Here is a 16804-nt window from a genome sequence, read left to right as displayed (position 1 = left end):
CCATGCCGCCCCACGGCGCGGCCTGGCATGGGGCGGCAACGGGGCCGGTTGGGTCGGCCGGGGGAGCCGGTGCAGGTGGGGCGGCACGGGGCGGCACCGCGCGGAAGGCGCGTGTCGCTGAGCGCGTCGGCCGTCCCGTACACTTCTGGTGGCGATCCGGGTCACCGGGTCGACTTCGCACGCCCCGCCGCCAGTGCTTCAGTCCCCATCGGGCCGCACGGTGGCCGCGCCCCTCGGTCCTCGGACGGTTCCGCAAGGTTCCCTCCCCGGCAGGCGCGTCGGGGCGTCAGGCACCGCGGCCGACCGGCCGCAGTGGAACCGAGAAACACAAGGAGTACGGCCATGGCCGTCGTCACGATGCGGGAGCTGCTGGAGAGCGGCGTCCACTTCGGGCACCAGACCCGCCGCTGGAACCCGAAGATGAAGCGTTTCATCTTCACGGAGCGCAACGGCATCTACATCATTGACCTGCTCCAGTCGCTGTCGTACATCGACCGCGCCTACGAGTTCGTCAAGGAGACCGTCGCCCACGGCGGCTCGGTCATGTTCGTCGGCACCAAGAAGCAGGCCCAGGAGGCCATTGCCGAGCAGGCGACCCGCGTGGGCATGCCCTACGTGAACCAGCGCTGGCTCGGCGGCATGCTGACCAACTTCTCGACCGTCTACAAGCGCCTGCAGCGCCTGAAGGAGCTCGAGCAGATCGACTTCGAGGATGTGGCCGCGTCCGGCCTCACCAAGAAGGAGCTGCTCGTCCTCTCCCGCGAGAAGGCCAAGCTGGAGAAGACCCTCGGCGGTATCCGCGAGATGCAGAAGGTGCCCAGCGCCGTCTGGATCGTGGACACCAAGAAGGAGCACATCGCCGTTGGTGAGGCCCGGAAGCTCAACATTCCGGTCGTCGCGATCCTCGACACCAACTGCGACCCCGACGAGGTCGACTACAAGATCCCGGGCAACGACGACGCGATCCGCTCCGTCACCCTGCTCACCCGCGTGATCGCCGACGCCGTCGCCGAGGGCCTCATCGCCCGCTCCGGTGGCGCCGAGGCCAAGGGCGAGAAGGCGGCCGGCGAGCCGCTCGCCGAGTGGGAGCGCGACCTGCTCGAGGGCGACAAGAAGGCCGACGAGGCCCCCAAGGCCGAGGAGAAGCCCGCCGAGGCCGCGGCCGAGGAGAAGCCGGCGGCCGACGCCGAGCAGGCCTGACCTCAGACCGGTTGACGACGGCGGGGGACGGTGCCACAAGCGCCGCCCCCGCCGTCCACCCGTAGATCTTTCGACTTTCGAGAAGAGATTCACAGATCATGGCGAACTACACCGCCGCTGACGTCAAGAAGCTCCGCGAGCTCACCGGCGCCGGCATGATGGACTGCAAGAAGGCCCTGGACGAGGCCGACGGCAACGTCGACAAGGCCGTCGAGGCCCTGCGGATCAAGGGCCAGAAGGGCGTCGCCAAGCGCGAGGGCCGCTCCGCCGAGAACGGCGCCGTGGTCTCCCTGATCGCCGACGACAAGACCTCCGGCGTCCTCGTCGAGCTGAAGTGCGAGACGGACTTCGTCGCCAAGGGCGAGAAGTTCCAGGCCGTCGCCAACGCGATCGCCGTGCACGTCGCCAAGACCTCCCCGGCCGACATCGAGGCGCTGCTCGCCTCCGAGATCGAGGCCGGCAAGACCGTCCAGGCGTTCGTCGACGAGGCCAACGCCAACCTCGGCGAGAAGATCGTCCTGGACCGCTTCGCGCAGTTCTCCGGCGGCTACGTCGCGGCCTACATGCACCGCACCATGCCCGACCTGCCCCCGCAGATCGGTGTCCTCGTCGAGCTCGACAAGGAGAACGCCGAGGTCGCCAAGGGCGTCGCCCAGCACATCGCCGCCTTCGCGCCGAAGTACCTCTCCCGCGAGGACGTCCCGGCCGAGGTCGTCGAGGCCGAGCGCCGCGTCGCCGAGGAGACCACCCGCGCCGAGGGCAAGCCCGAGGCCGCCCTCCCGAAGATCGTCGAGGGTCGCCTCAACGGCTTCTTCAAGGACGCGACGCTGCTCGGCCAGCCGTACGCGCTCGACAACAAGAAGTCGGTCGAGAAGGTCCTCCAGGAGGCCGGTGTCACCCTGAAGCGCTTCTCGCGCATCAAGGTCGGCATCTGAGCGAGCCGGAACGCCCCGCGCCATCGAGGCCGGCCGCCACGGCCGCCCGCCCGGCGCAGGGCAGCGAATGACCCGCGGCCCGTTAGGGTCGTACGCAGTCGGCCGCACCCCGGCCGGCCGCAGATGTGACGAGGAGGCCATTGCCGCACAGGGATCTGGACCAGACCCACGGCAATGGCCTCCTTCGTATGTGTACGAGGAGAGCTTCACATGAACCACGGTGCCGACGGCTCGGATAAAACCGGCAATCCCGACAGTGGCGGGAAGGGACGCTTCCTGCTGAAGCTGTCCGGCGAGGCGTTCGCCGGCGGTGGCGGCCTGGGCGTCGACCCCGACGTCGTCCACGCCATCGCACGCGAGATCGCCGCCGTGGTCCGCGACGGCTACGAGATCGCCATCGTGATCGGCGGCGGCAACTTCTTCCGTGGCGCCGAACTCCAGCAGCGCGGCATGGACCGGGCCCGCTCCGACTACATGGGCATGCTCGGCACGGTCATGAACTGCCTCGCCCTCCAGGACTTCCTGGAGAAGGAAGGCATCGACTCCCGCGTCCAGACCGCCATCACCATGGGGCAGGTCGCGGAGCCGTACATCCCGCTGCGCGCGGTGCGGCACCTGGAGAAGGGCCGGGTCGTCATCTTCGGCGCCGGCATGGGCATGCCGTACTTCTCCACGGACACCACGGCCGCCCAGCGCGCCCTGGAGATCGACGCCCAGGCCATGCTGATGGGCAAGAACGGCGTGGACGGCGTGTACGACGCCGACCCGAAGAAGAACCCCGACGCGGTCAAGTTCGACGCTCTCGAATACGGCGAGGTCATCACCCGCGACCTGAAGGTCGCCGATGCCACCGCCATCACGCTGTGCCGCGACAACAAGCTTCCGATCCTCGTCTTCGAACTGCTCGCCGAGGGCAACATCGCGCGTGCGGTGAAGGGTGAGAAGATCGGCACGCTCGTCAGCGATCAGGACACCCGGGCCTGACGGCCCCAACTGCCGTGCGGGCACGGGGCGTCGCCCCGCGCCCCACGGCGCCCGTGCACGGGGACGAGACCGGCACGGGGATGGACAACCGCCTGCCGGTCGGACACCGTGCAGGAGTGGACGCGCGGCAGGGGCGAGGCTCTGCTTCTTACGAATAAGACCAGGAGCAAGTGGTGATCGAAGAGATCCTCCTCGAAGCCGAGGAGAAGATGGAGAAGGCCGTTGTGGTCGCCAAGGAGGACTTCGCCGCGATCCGCACGGGGCGTGCGCACCCGGCGATGTTCAACAAGATCGTGGCCGACTACTACGGTGCGATGACGCCGATCAACCAGCTGGCGTCGTTCTCGGTCCCGGAACCGCGGATGGCCGTCGTGACGCCGTTCGACAAGAGCGCCCTGCGCAACATCGAGCAGGCGATCCGTGACTCGGACCTCGGGGTCAACCCGAGCAACGACGGCAACATCATCCGCGTGACGTTCCCGGAGCTGACCGAGGAGCGCCGCAAGGACTACATCAAGGTCGCCAAGACCAAGGGCGAGGACGCGAAGATCTCGATCCGCAGCGTCCGCCGCAAGGCCAAGGAGAACCTGGACAAGCTGGTCAAGGACAAGGAGACCGGCGAGGACGAGGTCCGCCGCGCGGAGAAGGAGCTCGACGACACCACCGCGAAGTACGTCGCGCAGGTGGACGAGCTGCTCAAGCACAAGGAATCCGAGCTCCTCGAGGTCTGATGAACGAGTCATCCTGGGGGGCCTCGCCCGGCGCCGGTCCATGGGGGCCGGCGCCGGACCACGGGGCGGCCCCCGCGCCGCACGGGGCGGCGTCCCCCGCCGCGGCGGGACACCCACCTGACGGGGCAGCGGCCGCCCGGACCCGCCCGCTGCCTGTGGCGCCCGGCACCGGCCGATACCAGGACGACGACCGGGACCACCGGGGCCCCCGGGATGACCCGAACCACCGGGACGACCAGGGGGCCACTCGCCTGAGCGGCCCCCTGTTCCGCGACGAAAAGCCGCAGGAGCCCATGGCCACGCCTTTCCCCGGTTCCCCCGGGCCCGACGGCTCGACGGAGCCGCAGAAGCCTCATCCGACGGAGCCGCAGAAGCCTCATCCGACGGAGCCGGAGAAGCCCAGGAAGAAGAGCGCGGGGCGCAACCTGCGCGCCGCGATAGGGGTGGGCGTCGGCCTCGGCGCGGTCATCCTCGCCTCGCTCTTCGTCTACAAGCCCGTCTTCATCGGCGTGATAGCGGTCGCCGTCGTCGTGGGCCTGTGGGAGCTCACCACGCGCCTCGCGGAACGCAAGGACATCCAGGTACCGCTGATCCCCCTCGCCGTCGGCGGCGTCGCCATGGTGGTCGCCGGTTACGTCCGCGGGGCCGGCGGCGCGTGGACGGCGATGGCGCTCACCGCCCTCGCCGTCCTGGTGTGGCGGATGACGGGCAAACCCGAGAACTACCTCCGGGACGTCACCGCGGGCGTGTTCACCGCGTTCTACGTCCCTTTCCTCGCCACCTTCGTCGCCCTGATGCTCGCCGCCGACGCGGACGGCCCGCAGCGGGTGCTGACGTTCCTGCTGCTCACCGTCGTCAGCGACACCGGGGCGTACGCCGTGGGATGGCGGTTCGGCAAGCACAAGCTGGCGCCCCGGATCAGTCCCGGCAAGACGCGGGAGGGCCTGGTCGGCGCCGTGCTGTTCGCGATGGCCGCCGGCGCGCTGTGCATGGAGTTCCTGATCGAGGGCGGTGCGTGGTGGCAGGGCCTGCTGCTGGGCCTCGCCGTCGCCGCCAGCGCCACCCTCGGCGACCTCGGCGAATCCATGATCAAACGGGACCTCGGCATCAAGGACATGGGCACCCTGCTCCCCGGTCACGGCGGCATCATGGACCGGCTCGACTCCCTGCTGCCCACCGCGCCGGTCGTCTGGCTGCTCTTCGTGATCTTCGTGGGAACGGGTACGGGATGACACCCGCGCCCCATGCCTGACACCACCGTGTCCTCGGCATGACGCAGGCCCCTCATCGGCGGGAAGCTGCTGATGAGGGGCCTGCGCATTGCATACGAACCGGGGCGGGTGGGCGGGGCCGTGGCATGGGGCGGGGCACCGGTGCTGGACTGTGTGCGCGGGGCGGCGGCATAGGGCCGATGCCCCCTGTGGCGGCGCCCCGTGCCGCAGCGCATGTTCGGCGGGGACCTCGTTGCGGCGCGCCCCATGCGGCGCCGCGACGCAGAGGCAAGGGGCGGGCTCGCGGGAACCGCTACGAGGCCCCCTCGCCCCATGCGCCGTACCTCTCCGTGGGACCCGGTGCCCCGGCTCAGGGCCCGCCCGCGCCCCGGGCGTGCCGGGGGGACCGCCCCCAGCCCCGGGGTGACCGCCCCCACCTTCGGGGCGGCCCGGCCCACCCCGGGGGTCTGCGACACTGGATGCACCATGCCGAAGCCCGGAGAACTCACCTTTGTCGCGCCGCGTGGGGCCAAGAAGCCCCCGCGGCACCTCGCCGATCTCAGCCCTGCGGAGCGCCGCGAAGCGGTGGCCGCGATCGGGGAGAAGCCGTTTCGTGCCAAGCAGCTGTCGCAGCACTACTTCGCGCGGTACGCGCACGACCCGGAGCAGTGGACGGACATCCCGGCCGCCGCGCGGGAGAAGCTGGCGACGGAGCTGCTGCCCGAGCTGATGAGCGTGGTGCGGCACATCTCCTGCGATGACGACACCACCCGCAAGACCCTCTGGAAGCTGCACGACGGCACCCTCGTCGAGTCGGTGCTGATGCGGTACCCCGACCGCGTCACCATGTGCATCTCCTCGCAGGCCGGGTGCGGTATGAACTGCCCGTTCTGTGCCACGGGGCAGGCCGGCCTGGACCGTAACCTCTCGACGGCGGAGATCGTCCACCAGATCGTCGACGGCATGCGGGCGCTCCGCGACGGAGAGGTGCCCGGCGGCCCCGCGCGGCTGTCCAACATCGTGTTCATGGGCATGGGGGAGCCGCTCGCCAACTACAAGCGGGTCGTCGGCGCCATCCGGCGGCTCACCGATCCCGAGCCGGACGGACTGGGGCTGTCGCAGCGCGGTATCACCGTGTCGACGGTCGGACTGGTCCCGGCGATGCTGCGCTTCGCCGACGAGGGCTTCAAATGCCGCCTCGCGGTCTCGCTCCACGCCCCCGACGACGAGCTGCGCGACACGCTGGTGCCGGTCAACACCCGCTGGAAGGTCCGCGAGGTGCTCGACGCGGCCTGGGAGTACGCCGAGAAGTCCGGCCGCCGCATCTCCATCGAGTACGCCCTCATCCGTGACATCAACGACCAGGCATGGCGCGGTGACCTCCTCGGGCGATTGCTCAAGGGGCGGCGCGTCCATGTGAACCTCATCCCGCTGAACCCGACGCCCGGGTCGAAGTGGACGGCCTCGCGGCCCGAGGACGAGCGGGCGTTCGTCCGGGCCATCGAGGCGCACGGTGTGCCGGTGACGGTGCGCGACACCCGTGGTCAGGAGATCGACGGGGCCTGCGGGCAGCTCGCCGCCTCGGAGCGCTGACCCGCGCGCTGGTACCGTGTGATCGAACAAATGCACATTCCGACAGGGGAGCGCCACAGCGCTGAGAGTGCGGAGAGACCGTAGCGATACGGGGCCCGCAGACCCTTGAACCTCGCCCGGGTCATTCCGGGTAGGAAGTTCGGTCATCACTCATGCTGTTGCGCCCCGTGCGGTGCCGCATGGCACGCGTCCCGACGCGCCCCGTGCGGCACCGCACGGGGCCGCGTCTCTTCCTGGCCAGCCAGGAGGACACCAGTGGGTCACACCAGCCTCACCACCCGCCGCAGAGCCACCGCGGCCGTCGTGGTCACCGCCGTCGCCATGGGCGGGCTCGCCGCCTGCGGCAGCTCCGGCGATGACGCGGCGGACGCCAAGACCGTCACGCTCGTCAGCCACGACTCGTTCAACGCCTCGAAATCGGTGCTCGCCGACTTCGAGAAGCAGAGCGGCTACAAGGTCCGCATCCTCAAGGGCGGCGACGCCGGCAAGGCCGTCAACCAGGCGATCCTGTCCAAGGACAATCCGCAGGGCGACGTCTTCTTCGGCATCGACAACACCCTGCTCTCCCGTGGACTCAAGGCGGGCGTCTTCGCCCCGTACCGGGCGAAGGACCTCGGCACGGTGCCGGACGCGCTCCAGCTCGACAAGGCCGGGCACCGCGTCACACCGCTCGACTACGGCGACACCTGCGTCAACTACGACCGCGCCTACTTCACCGCGCACCACCTCACACCGCCGAAGACCTTCGCCGACCTGATCAAGCCGGAGTACAAGAACCTGCTGGTCACCGAGAACTCCGCGACGTCCTCACCGGGGCTCGCCTTCCAGCTCGGCACCGTCGCCGCGTACGGCCAGGACGGCTGGCAGAGCTACTGGAAGAAGCTCAAGGCGAACGGCGTGGAGGTCGTCGACGGCTGGGAGCAGGCGTACAACGAACGGTTCTCCGGCTCCGCCGCGGGCAAGGGCAAGGGCGACAAGCCGCTGGTCGTCTCGTACGCCTCCAGTCCGCCCGTCGAGGTGCTCGGCAAGAAGCCGGAACCGAAGCAGGCGCCGACCGGCGTGGCCACCGGTACCTGCTTCCGCCAGATCGAGTTCGGCGGTCTGCTCCAGGGCGCCAAGAACGAGAAGGGCGGCAAGGCGCTGCTGGACTTCCTGCTGAGCCGGAAGTTCCAGGAGGACATGCCGCTCCAGATGTTCGTCAACCCGGTACGCAAGGACGCCGCCGTACCCGCGCTGTTCACCAAGTACGGCGCGACGATCGACAAGCCGGCGACCATCGCACCGGAGACGATCACCGCACACCGCGAGCAGTGGATCAAGCAGTGGTCCTCGCTCGTTCTGAAGTAACCGCACGGGGCCGCCGCCCCATGCGCGCCACGGCGGTGCGCATGGGGCTGCTGGCCCTGCCCCTCGTCTTCTTCGCGCTGTTCTTCGCCTACCCCGTAGCGGCGATCGTCGGCCGCGGACTCACCGACGGCGGCCGGTGGCAGTCCGGCCGGCTCACCGCCGTCCTCGGCGACCCGGACATCCTGCACGTCCTGTGGTTCACGCTCTGGCAGGCGGCCGCCTCCACCGGCCTGACGCTGCTCGTCGCCCTCCCCGGGGCGTACGTCTTCGCCCGCTTCGACTTCCCCGGCAAGCAGCTGCTGCGCGCCGTCGTCACCGTCCCGTTCGTCCTGCCCACCGTCGTCGTGGGCTCCGCCTTCCTCGCGCTGGTCGGCCGTGGCGGGCTCCTCGACGACCTGTGGGGGGTGCGGTTGGACACCACGGTGTGGGCGATTCTGCTGGCGCACGTCTTCTTCAACTACGCGGTGGTCGTCCGCACCGTGGGCGGCCTGTGGGGCCAGCTCGACCCGCGGCAGGAGGAGGCCGCTCGGGTGCTCGGCGCGGGGCGGTTCGCCGCATGGCGCCGGGTGACGCTGCCCGCGCTCGGCCCCGCCGTCGCCGCGGCCGCGTTGATGGTCTTCCTGTTCACTTTCACGTCGTTCGGCGTGGTGCAGATCCTCGGCGGCCCCACCTTCTCCACCCTGGAGGTGGAGATCTACCGGCAGACCGCCGACTTTCTCGACCTGCCCACCGCCGCCGTGCTGACCATGATCCAGTTCGTCGCGGTGCTCGGCCTGCTGGCTCTGCACGCCTGGACGGTGCGCCGCCGCGAGACGACCCTCCGCCTCGTCGACGCCGCCCGCACCACGCACCGCCCACGGGGCGGCGGGCAGTGGGCTTTGCTGTGGGGCACCGTCGCCGTCATCGTGGTGCTCCTCGTGGCCCCGCTCGTCATCCTCGTCGTACGCTCCTTCGCCGGACCCGACGGCTACGGGACGGTCTTCTACACCACGCTGGGCTCCGCCGCGTCCGCCGACAGCACCTTCGCGGTCGCCCCGCTCGACGCGCTGTGGAACTCCCTGGCCTACGGCGCCGCTGCCACCGCCATCGCGCTGGTGATCGGTGGGCTCGCCGCCGCCGCGCTCACCCGACGGGGCGGCCGCCTCACCCGCGGTCTCGACGCGCTGCTGATGCTGCCGCTCGGGGTGTCCGCGGTGACCGTCGGCTTCGGCTTCCTGATCACCCTCGACAAGCCGCCGCTGGACCTGCGCTCCTCCTGGTGGCTGGTGCCGCTCGCGCAGGCCCTCGTCGGTGTGCCGTTCGTCGTCCGCACCATGCTGCCGGTTCTGCGCGCCGTCGACGGCCGGCTCCGGGAGGCCGCCGCTGTCCTGGGCGCCTCCCCGTGGCGCGTGTGGCGGGAGGTCGACCTGCCCATGGTGCGCCGCGCCCTGCTGATCGCCGCGGGCTTCGCCTTCGCCGTCTCCCTCGGCGAGTTCGGCGCCACGGTGTTCATCGCCCGTCCCGACCACCCCACCCTGCCGGTGGCCGTGGCCCGGCTGCTGGGCCGCGCCGGGGAGCTCAACTACGGCCAGGCGATGGCTCTGTCCACGCTCTTGATGGTGGTGTGCGCCGGGGCCCTGCTCGCCCTGGAGCGCCTCCGCACCGACCACACCGGGGAGTTCTAGATGACCGCCACCACCACGGACCGGGTCACCGGGCACCGGGACCTGCTGCGGCTGGACGGGGTGACCGTCCGCTTCGGCGGGCACGGGGCGCCCGCCGCGCTCGACGCCGTGGACCTGGGCATCGCCGACCGGGAGATCGTGTGCGTCCTCGGACCGAGCGGCAGCGGCAAGTCGACCCTCCTGCGGGTGGTCGCCGGACTGCAGCCGGCCGACTCGGGACGGGTGCTCCTCGAAGGGCGCGACCAGGCACGGATTCCCACACACCGGCGTGGCGTCGGCCTGATGTTCCAGGACCACCAGCTGTTCCCGCAGCGCGATGTCGCCGGCAACGTCGCCTTCGGCCTGCGGATGCGTGGGGCGCGCCGCACGGAGCAGGACCGCACCGTCGCCGAACTCCTCGACCTGGTGGGTCTGCCGGGCGCCGCACGGCGCGCCGTCGGCTCGCTCTCCGGCGGCGAGCAGCAACGGGTCGCGCTCGCCCGCGCCCTCGCCCCGCGCCCCCGGCTGCTGATGCTCGACGAACCGCTCGGGCAGCTCGACCGCGGGCTGCGCGAACGCCTCGTCGTCGAACTGCGTACCCTCTTCCGCACGCTGGGCACGACGGTCCTGGCCGTCACCCACGATCAGGGGGAGGCGTTCGCGCTGGCCGACCGCGTCGTCGTCATGCAGAACGGCGCCATCGCGCAGACCGGCACCCCGCTGGAGGTCTGGCAGCACCCCGCCACCGAGTTCGTCGCCCGGTTCCTCGGCTTCGACAACGTGGTCGGTGCGACGGTACGGGGCGGGGCCGCCGAGACGCCCTGGGGCAAGGTGCCGTTGCCGCCGCGCGGGGCGGAGGACCACGGGGCGGAGGACGGTGCGTGCCGCCTGCTGGTGCGCCCGGCCGGTGTCCGCCTCACACCGCCCGAGGAGGGGCTGCCGTGCACTGTCACCTCCCGGACCTTCCGCGGCACCCACGTGGCTCTCCTGCTCCAGCCGGAGCGCGGTCCGCAGCTGGAGGCGGCGTGTGCGCTGGGTGACGCCCCGGAGCCCGGTCGGCGGGTGGGGGTGCGGTTCGTCCCTGAGGACGTGGTGCTGCTGGGGGCGGAGGGGAAAGGAAGCCCGGCCGGCGGAGCCCCGCCGTCCGGAGCCCCGGGCTGCGAGGCCCCGGACGGTGGTGGAGCGGTAGGCGGGCAGTCCGAGTAACGGGGGGCTGCGAGCCGGGCCGTGCGGAGCATGGGACCGGGCACGCCTGGGGCAGCGCGCATGGGGCCTCCGAGAGGGCCGCTCCCGGCGGCCGGTGGTCCGGCGCCCCATGCGGCTCCCGTGGGGCCGTTGCCTCGCGGCGGAGCCGCGCGACCCGCCGCGTCAGCGGCTCGCCACGCCCTCGGGCCGGCTCGGCCTCGTATCCGCCGTGTCGGGGGCGTCGTCCGCGCTGGCCGCGGGAAGCGCGCTGGGCTCCGTCTCGGGGGAGCCGAACCAGGCGACGGCCACGGCTCCGGCGACCGCGATCACGAAGCCGAGGACAGCCACCCAGGCGAAGCCCGGCCGGGAGGCGTCGCCGAGCCACAGCACTCCGAGGACGCCGGGCACCACCGTCTCGCCCACCACCAGCGCCGCCGTCGCACCGTTCACCGAGCCGATCTGCAGCGCCACGGTGTGCAGGTACATGCCGCCGATGCCCGCCACGAGAATCGCGTAGAGAGCGGGGTCGCCCAGCAGCGCCGGCAGATCGAACGGAGCGACGCCGTTCAGGACGCGTACGCCGATCCCCAGCGCGCCGAAGCCCAGCCCGGAGAGCAGACCGGCGGGAATGGCCGCGCTGGCGCCCAGGAGCCGGACGACGAGGGTGCCGACACCGATCAGCAGCACGGACGCGGCCAGCAGCCACCAGTGGGAGGCGAGCGGCGTGGCGCCGCCGCCCTCATGCCCCGCGGCGGTGGCCAGCAGCACCAGTGCCGAGCACACCACGGCGATCGACGCCCACTCGGGCCGGTTCAGACGGATGCCCAGCATCTTGATGCTCAGCAGCGCCGTGATCACCAGGTTGGCGCTGATCACCGTCTGGGAGAGGAACAGCGGCAGCAGCCGTGCGGCCAGCGCGCCGAGCGCGAAACCCAGGAAGTCCAGGCCGGTACCGACGAGGAATTCCCAGGTCACCGCGGCCTTCGCGGTTGACGAGAGGCTGGGGCCGCCGTGCTGCGTCACACCGGAGGAAGGGGCGGCGGCCGCTTCCTGGCGGGCGGACCTGCGCGAGCCCACCGCCTGCAGTACGGACCCCGCGCCGTAGCAGGCGGAGGCCGCCACGGCGGTCACAAGACCGATGATCACCACGTGCTCCGTTCGCGCGCCGCCCGCCGCACCGTGCGACGCCCCGGTACCGCGGGCGTGCATCTCACCACTGCGTTACCCGGCCATGCAGACGTGTTTCCCGGCGCCGGGGTTGCCTCGGCGGAGCGGCCGGATACCCCCGGGCCAGGACTTTCCGCCCGGGGAGAGGCGGGCGAGCGGGTCCGGGACCTCGTCCACGGGGCCGACCGGCCCGAGCCGCGCCGTCGTCGGGCGGCCCACCGGCGAGGGGCCGCCCGGCCGCCGCTCTACCCGGTGCCCCGGTCGACCAGCACCAACGGTGTGGCCCCCGGCCCGGGAGCCGTCGTGGTTCCGCCCGGAGCTGTCGGCGGCGAGGCGGGTGGCGAGCGCATCCGCCGATCCGCGGCCGGATGACCACATAGGGTTCGCCTACACAGCGGATGCTGCCCGCATGGCGCATGGCGCCTGGCGCATGGCGCACGGCGCATGACGCGCAGGCCCGGCGCCCGCTGGCTCCGGGCGGGCCGTTCCCTGCCCCACGCCCCGCCCGGCCTCTCACCCGGCGTGGCCCCCTTTCCCCCGGCGCCCCGCGTCCGCCACTTCTCAACCGGCTACTCAACCCCCGCTCACGCGCACGCCCCTCACCTCCCCCATGCCGCAGAGGCACCCGGCCCCGCCCCCGTCGCAGCGGGCCACCCGCCCCCGTCTCAGCGGACCAGAGGCACTGTGGCGAGTTCGGCGACGCCCCAGGTCAGGGGGGTCAGTACGAGGAGGAGGGCGGTGGCGCGGAGGGTGGCGGCGCGGCGAAGGAGGGCGGCCGGGGCGCCGAGCCTGCGCAGGGCGGCGGTGGCGTCCGCCCGCGCGGTACGGGACTCCAGTCCGGCGGCCAGGGCGCTCGCCAGGACACAGCCCAGGACGACGGCCGCGCCGACCGCGGTCAGCGGCCCGAACGTCTCCAGCGGGGCGGCGCGGAACACTTTCACCGCGGCGTAGCCGCCGGACGCCACCGCGCACAGCACCCCGACGGGGCGGCCGATCCGCCGGGCCTCCTCCTGGAGCACCCGCCCCGCCAGCAGCCGGAGCGCTCCGGGACGGCCCGCGCACAGCAACCGCCCGCACAGATGCACCAGACCGGGGCCCGCCAGCACCAGCCCGACGGCGGACAGCGTCCAGCCCGCCAGGACGCCCGGAGGGCTCCCCACCAGGCGACCCGGCAGCGGCAGCAGGCCGGAACCCGCCGCCGTACCGCGGCCCGCGTACGTCTCGACGGTCAGCCCGACCGCCGTCAGGGCGATGCCCCACGGCAGACCGGACGGGGCGGCGGGCGCCGTGCGGGACGCCCCGTCCGCGCCGTCACCGGGCTCCGCGGACGCGGGCCGCGAGGCCGGGGCGTCCTCACGCGGACGCAGCGCCAGAGCGGTCGCCCCCGCCATGACCAGCGGCACCAGCGCCAGCAGCAGCACGGTGCCGGCGACCGGCAGCGGGTGCCCCGCACCCAGCAACTCCGTCGCGACCTTCGGCTGTGGCGTGGCGCCGAGGCCACCCCGGAGCCGGAGGAACACCAGCAGCGCCGCGAAGACGCCCAGCGCGCCGGAGAGCCCGGTGGAGACGGCGGCGAGCAGGGTCAGCCGGAACGGCCCCAACCCCGCCGCCGCCATGCCCCGTTGGAGCCGCGCGGCGGGGTCCGTACGCGCCACCGCGACCGCGAGCTGCGCCGTCGCGGCGAGCGGCGCCAGGCACCACAGCAGCCGCACCGCGGCCTGTCCGGAGTCCGCGGGGTGCGCGGTGGCGTGGCCGAGGGTGGCCAGCAGGAGGAACCCGGTGCCCCCGGCCGCCGCGGCGACGGCGGTGCGCCGCACCAGCACCAGGGGGTGCGTGCCGCGGGCTAGACGGAGAGCGAGCACGCTGCCCTGCTTTCCGCGTCGGGGGCGGAGACGGCGCCGCCGGAGGCCCGGCGGCCGTCGAGGAGAGCGACGGTGCGGTCGGCGAGGGGCGCCGCCTCCGGGTCGTGCGTGGCGAGGACCACGGTGATCTGGTGCGAGCGGGCCGCCGTGGTGAGGGTGCGCAGGACCTGCGTGGCGTCCGCACGGTGCAGCGGCGCGGTCGGTTCGTCGGCGAAGAGGACCTGCGGTGTGGTGGCCAGCGCGCGGGCGATGGCGACGCGCTGACGCTGCGACTGGTCGAGCTGGGCGGGGCGGCGGCGCGCGCAGTCGCCGACGTCGAGCCGGTCGAGCCACTCGGCGGCGGTGTTCCGCGCGGTGCGGCCGCCCTCGCCGCGCAGCAGCAGCGGCAGGGCGGCGTTCTCCCAGGCGGTCAGCTCGGGGACGAGGTGCGGCTGGGTGTCGATCCAGCCGAAGCGGTCCAGGCGCAGCCGCTCGCGGTGACGGGCGGCGAGGGTGTGCACCGGTGAACTGTTGAACCACACCTCGCCCTCGGCCGGGGCGAGTTGGGCCGACAGGCAGCGCAGCAAGGTCGTTTTGCCGCTGCCGCGCGGGCCCGTGACGGCGAGGATCTCTCCCTCGCGGACGCCGAGGGAGACTCCGGCCAGTGCGACACCGGCGCCGTAACTGTGGTGCAGGCCGCGGGCCCAGAGAATGTCGTTGTCAGGCGGGGCCACCATCTGCGCACCTCTTGCGTTCGCATCCGTTCGTTCCCCCGACCGGGTGAACGACCATGGAGGGTATCGGTCACTGGCACGGTAAGGACTGCGGACCCTGATGATTCGGTGCTCGGCATGCACAACGGCCCGAATTCACTCCTATGGCTTCTCTTGAGCGAATTCGGGCCGTGCGATCTTCGATTGTGCAAGCTTCTGCTCGGCGCCGGACCGGAGGGGACCGGAAGAGGCGCGGAGGGTCAGAGCTTGGTCCACGCCTCCGTGAGGACGGTGCGCAGGATCTGCTCGATCTCGTCGAAGACCGACTGGTCGGCGATGAGCGGCGGCGCGAGCTGGATGACCGGGTCACCGCGGTCGTCGGCGCGGCAGTACAGACCGTTGTCGTACAGCGCCTTGGAGAGGAAGCCGTACAGGACGCGCTCGGTCTCCTCCTCGTTGAAGGACTCCTTGGTGGCCTTGTCCTTGACCAGTTCGATGCCGTAGAAGAAGCCGTTGCCGCGGACGTCGCCGACGATCGGCAGGTCGTGGAGCTTCTGGAGGGTGGAGAGGAAGTTGCCCTCGTTCTCCAGGACGTGCTTGTTGAGGCCCTCGCGCTCGAAAATGTCGAAGTTGGAGAGCGCCACGGCGGACGAGACCGGGTGGCCGCCGAAGGTGTAGCCGTGCAGGAAGGTGTTGTCGCCCTGGTAGAACGGCTCGGCCAGGCGGTCGGAGATGATGCAGGCGCCGATCGGGGAGTAGCCCGAGGTCATGCCCTTGGCGCAGGTGATCATGTCCGGGACGTAGCCGAACTTGTCGCACGCGAACATCGTGCCCAGGCGGCCGAACGCGCAGATGACCTCGTCGGAGACGAGCAGTACGTCGTACTGGTCGCAGATCTCGCGCACCCGCTGGAAGTAGCCGGGGGGCGGCGGGAAGCAGCCGCCGGCGTTCTGCACCGGCTCCAGGAAGACCGCGGCGACGGTCTCGGGGCCCTCGAAGAGGATCTGCTGCTCGATCTGGTCGGCGGCCCAGCGGCCGAACGCCTCGGGGTCGTCGCCGTGGATCGGGGCGCGGTAGATGTTGGTGTTGGGGACCTTGTGCGCGCCGGGGACCAGCGGCTCGAAGGGCGCCTTCAGGCCCGGGAGGCCGGTGATCGACAGGGCGCCCTGCGGGGTGCCGTGGTAGGCCACCGCGCGGGAGATCACCTTGTGCTTCATCGGCTTGCCGGTGAGCTTGAAGTACTGCTTGGCGAGCTTCCAGGCGGTCTCGACCGCCTCACCGCCGCCCGTCGTGAAGAAGACCTTGTTGAGGTCGCCGGGGGCGTAGTCGGCCAGCCGCTCGGCCAGCTCGACGGCCTTGGGGTGGGCGTAGGACCACACCGGGAAGAAGGCCAGCTCCTGCGCCTGCTTGGCGGCGGTCTCGGCCAGCTCCACCCGTCCGTGACCGGCGTTGACCACGAAGAGGCCGGCGAGGCCGTCGATGTAGCGCTTGCCCTTGTCGTCGTAGATGTTGGTTCCCTCGCCGCGCACGATCGTCGGCACGGGGGCGTTCTCGTACGACGACATGCGGGTGAAGTGCATCCACAGGTGGTCGTACGCCGTCTTGGAGAGGTCGGCGCTCATTGCTATCTCGTTCCCCATGTGTAGGTCTGCTTCCGGAGCTTGAGGTACACGAAGCTCTCGGTCGTCCGGACGCCGGGCAGCGTGCGGATCCGCTTGTTGATCATTTCCAGCAGGTGGTCGTCGTCCTCGCAGACGATCTCGATCAGGAGATCGAAGGAGCCCGCCGTCATGACGACGTACTCGACCTCCTCCATGGCGGTGAGGGCGTCGGCCACGGGATCGAGGTCGCCCTCGACGTTGATGCCGACCATCGCCTGCCGCCGGAAGCCGACCGTGAGGGGGTCGGTGACGGCGACGATCTGCATCACGCCCTGGTCGAGCAGTTTCTGTACGCGCTGGCGTACGGCCGCCTCGGACAGGCCGACGGCCTTGCCGATCGCGGCGTACGGACGGCGCCCGTCCTCCTGGAGCTGCTCGATGATCGCCAGGGAGACGGAGTCGATCGACGACGGGGTGCCGGTTCTGTCACGTCGCTCGTGACTGTTGCGGGGGGCCACGTCCCTCACTGTGCACGAGCCTCGTCGGTCTTGCAACCCTTTGGCGATGAAATCAGTTGCGTCGCGATCGTTTTTACACTGATTCCGTTGCCATGGAGTGTCGCGGGTGTTGAAAACGTCAGGAGCGGGGCTAGG

Annotated in this window: 14 protein-coding genes; 9 read left to right on the top strand and 5 right to left on the bottom strand. The window is 71.6% G+C overall.

The genetic code is table 11. The annotated features are described in order from the left end of the window. The first annotated feature begins 342 nt into the window (after positions 1 to 342). The 9 genes from rpsB to ACZ4M8_RS05645 all read left to right on the top strand — a co-directional run bounded on the left by rpsB (position 343) and on the right by ACZ4M8_RS05645 (position 10850). Positions 343 to 1200 (top strand): 30S ribosomal protein S2, encoded by an 858-nt coding sequence (rpsB, locus tag ACZ4M8_RS05685; RefSeq protein WP_345080183.1) that lies wholly within the window; start codon positions 343 to 345, stop codon positions 1198 to 1200. Between the two features lie 98 nt (positions 1201 to 1298). After that, positions 1299 to 2135: a translation elongation factor Ts gene (gene tsf, locus ACZ4M8_RS05680; protein WP_467603632.1), complete on the top strand. Its 837-nt coding sequence runs from the start codon at positions 1299 to 1301 to the stop codon at positions 2133 to 2135. Positions 2136 to 2345: 210 nt separating this feature from the next. Further along, positions 2346 to 3119 carry a UMP kinase gene (gene pyrH, locus ACZ4M8_RS05675; RefSeq protein WP_399085181.1) on the top strand — a complete coding sequence of 258 codons (774 nt, stop codon included), beginning with the start codon at positions 2346 to 2348 and terminating at the stop codon, positions 3117 to 3119. 173 nt (positions 3120 to 3292) lie between these two features. After that, positions 3293 to 3850 carry a ribosome recycling factor gene (gene frr, locus ACZ4M8_RS05670; RefSeq protein WP_467603631.1) on the top strand — a complete coding sequence of 186 codons (558 nt, stop codon included), beginning with the start codon at positions 3293 to 3295 and terminating at the stop codon, positions 3848 to 3850. Further along, on the top strand, positions 3850 to 5082 hold the full coding sequence (locus ACZ4M8_RS05665; RefSeq protein ID WP_467603629.1) for a phosphatidate cytidylyltransferase: 1233 nt from the start codon (positions 3850 to 3852) through the stop codon (positions 5080 to 5082). Before frr ends, ACZ4M8_RS05665 begins: the two co-directional genes overlap by 1 nt. 465 nt (positions 5083 to 5547) lie before the next feature. Beyond that, on the top strand, positions 5548 to 6654 hold the full coding sequence (gene rlmN / locus ACZ4M8_RS05660; protein WP_467603627.1) for a dual-specificity RNA methyltransferase RlmN: 1107 nt from the start codon (positions 5548 to 5550) through the stop codon (positions 6652 to 6654). A 321-nt stretch (positions 6655 to 6975) separates the two neighbouring features. Beyond that, entirely contained in the window at positions 6976 to 8001 is a 1026-nt protein-coding gene (locus ACZ4M8_RS05655; RefSeq protein WP_467605243.1) for a thiamine ABC transporter substrate-binding protein, read from the top strand. A gap of 20 nt (positions 8002 to 8021) precedes the next feature. Continuing rightward, positions 8022 to 9665: an ABC transporter permease gene (locus ACZ4M8_RS05650; RefSeq protein WP_467603624.1), complete on the top strand. Its 1644-nt coding sequence runs from the start codon at positions 8022 to 8024 to the stop codon at positions 9663 to 9665. Beyond that, the gene (locus ACZ4M8_RS05645) at positions 9666 to 10850 is read left to right on the top strand and encodes an ABC transporter ATP-binding protein (protein ID WP_467603623.1); all 1185 of its coding nucleotides are present in this window, start codon (positions 9666 to 9668) and stop codon (positions 10848 to 10850) included. A gap of 162 nt (positions 10851 to 11012) precedes the next feature. Here the strand turns inward: ACZ4M8_RS05645 and ACZ4M8_RS05640 are convergent, their stop codons facing one another. The 5 genes from ACZ4M8_RS05640 to ACZ4M8_RS05620 form a co-directional block, all read right to left on the bottom strand. After that, entirely contained in the window at positions 11013 to 11975 is a 963-nt protein-coding gene (locus ACZ4M8_RS05640; RefSeq protein WP_467603621.1) for a DMT family protein, read from the bottom strand. 686 nt (positions 11976 to 12661) lie between these two features. Continuing rightward, the gene (locus ACZ4M8_RS05635; RefSeq protein ID WP_467603620.1) at positions 12662 to 13858 is read right to left on the bottom strand and encodes a hypothetical protein; all 1197 of its coding nucleotides are present in this window, start codon (positions 13856 to 13858) and stop codon (positions 12662 to 12664) included. Then, positions 13840 to 14574 carry an ABC transporter ATP-binding protein gene (locus ACZ4M8_RS05630; RefSeq protein WP_467603617.1) on the bottom strand — a complete coding sequence of 245 codons (735 nt, stop codon included), beginning with the start codon at positions 14572 to 14574 and terminating at the stop codon, positions 13840 to 13842. The genes ACZ4M8_RS05635 and ACZ4M8_RS05630 overlap by 19 nt, the downstream gene beginning before the upstream one ends. A gap of 236 nt (positions 14575 to 14810) precedes the next feature. Beyond that, the gene (locus ACZ4M8_RS05625) at positions 14811 to 16190 is read right to left on the bottom strand and encodes an aspartate aminotransferase family protein (RefSeq protein WP_467603615.1); all 1380 of its coding nucleotides are present in this window, start codon (positions 16188 to 16190) and stop codon (positions 14811 to 14813) included. Next, entirely contained in the window at positions 16175 to 16669 is a 495-nt protein-coding gene (locus ACZ4M8_RS05620) for an Lrp/AsnC family transcriptional regulator (RefSeq protein WP_345080140.1), read from the bottom strand. The genes ACZ4M8_RS05625 and ACZ4M8_RS05620 overlap by 16 nt, the downstream gene beginning before the upstream one ends. Between the last annotated feature and the right edge of the window lie 135 nt (positions 16670 to 16804).

It is taken from the genome of Streptomyces sp. NPDC027185, from assembly GCF_055567035.1.
Note: the sequence above shows the minus strand (reverse complement) of the source record. Positions and strands in the feature narration are given on the sequence as shown.